This is a genomic window from Rhodoferax sp. RT5P35 (genome assembly GCF_056521385.1).
Window position 1 is genome coordinate 1 of record NZ_JBWMAX010000068.1, and the last position, 1,727, is coordinate 1,727.

General features: G+C 66.1%; 2 protein-coding genes. Both read right to left on the minus strand.

Annotated features, from left to right (window positions below):
* On the minus strand, positions 1-1,388 hold a 1,388-nt coding region (locus AC097L_RS23625), incomplete at its 3' end, for an ATP-binding protein (protein WP_479589178.1).
* A gap of 35 nt (positions 1,389-1,423) precedes the next feature.
* On the minus strand, positions 1,424-1,727 hold a 304-nt coding region (locus AC097L_RS23630), incomplete at its 5' end, for a winged helix-turn-helix domain-containing protein (RefSeq protein WP_479589179.1).

Consider the following 1,727-nt stretch of genomic DNA (forward strand, 5'->3'; position numbering starts at 1 on the left):
AGCGCAGCGAAGCCGTCGGCTCGCCCATCCTGGCCCGCCGCGACGCGCAGGGCGACCGCCCGGCCCTGGTGCCGCGCCACGATGGTGGTGACGATCGACATGCCCAGGCCGTAGCCTGCGGCGTTGGGCGTGTTTTTGACATGCCGGTGGCGCACGCGCTCCAGCATCTCGGGCGGTAGGCCCGGGCCCAGGTCGCGCACGCGCAGGGTGGCGGGTGCCTCTACGGTGATGTGCACGGCGCTGCCATCGCTGTAGCGCAGCGCGTTTTCCACCAGGTTGCGCAGCACGATGGCCAGCGCGTCGAAGTCGCCCCGGGCCTGCACATCCTGCACATGCTCCTGCTCTTGCGGCACGTGCAGGTGCAGCCGGTCCAGCACGCCGGCCTGGGCCCAGAACTCCTGCGCCACCGTGCCCGCCAGGCTGCCCAGGCAGACGGTTGCGTCGCTGAGGGAGGCGGCCGATTCGGCGCGGGACATTTGCAGCAGCTTTTCGGCCCGGCGGTTGAGCTGGTTGAGCGAGTCCAGCGCGCGCGTGGCTTCCAGCCGGGCGGGGGGCTGCAGCGGCAAATCCAGCAGGGCGTGCAGGCGCAGCACGGTGGTGGCCAGGGGGGTGCGCAGGTCGTGGGAAATACCGGCCAGCATGATGGCGCGGTCTTGTTCGATTTCGGCCAGCTTCTGGGTCATGCGGTTGAAGCCGATATTCACATCCCGAATTTCGCGGGTGACCACCGATTCGTCCAGCATGCTGGCGACAAAGTCGCCTTCGCGCACGCGGCTGGCGGCAAATGAGAGTTTTTTGAGCGGCTGGTTGAGGCGGCGCGCAATCAGCGCGGCCCCGGCCAGCGAGAGCACGGCCGCCGTCAACAACCAGATCACCCAGGTGCTGTTGGCGGTGCGGTTGAAGCGGGACTTGTCGGTGAGCATCCAGTAGTTGTCGCCGTCAATCACAAAACCGACCCACAGTCCTTCTTCCTTGTTCACGCTGTTGGCCACGATGGTGCCGGGGCCCAGGCGGGCGCTCAGTTCCATCGAGATTCTCTTGCCCAGCTCATCTGTGTCAAAAGGTTCGTAAGTGTCACCTGGTTCGCGTGGCACGATGCGCACGCTTTCCTGTTCGGTCATCGTTTTGATCAGGGACACGCGGGCAATGGCGTCGGAGTGAATCAGTGCGGCACGGCTCAGGTTGACGAGCGACGCAATCTGCTGCGCGGTCTGGATCGCGCGGGGCTCAAACTCCAGCGCCCGCAGCGTTTGCAGCCATGCCAGAACGCTGCCAATCAGCAGCAGGGAGAGCAGGAAGAAGGTGCGCCAGAACAGGGTCAAGGTAATGCGCGCACGCGATTTGGATGCATCGGGCGCTGCCGCGTCCAGAGGCATGACGCCACTCATCTCGAGATGAGTGACCTCCACGGGGGGTAGCGCGTTCAAGCTGCCCCGTCCGGCACGAAGACATAACCCACGCCCCAGACCGTCTGGATGTAGCGGGGGGCTGCGGCGTCTACTTCCACCAGTTTGCGCAGGCGCGACACCTGCACGTCCAGGCTGCGGTCAAAGGGCTCGAACTCGCGGCCCCGGGCCAGCAGCGCCAGCTTTTCGCGCGACAGCGGCTGGCGCGGATGCCGCACCAGCGCCTTGAGCATGGCAAATTCGCCGGTGGTCAACGGCAGCTCTTCGCCATTGCGGTTCAGGGTGCGCGAACCCAGGTCGAACGAAAACGGCCCGAAGGTG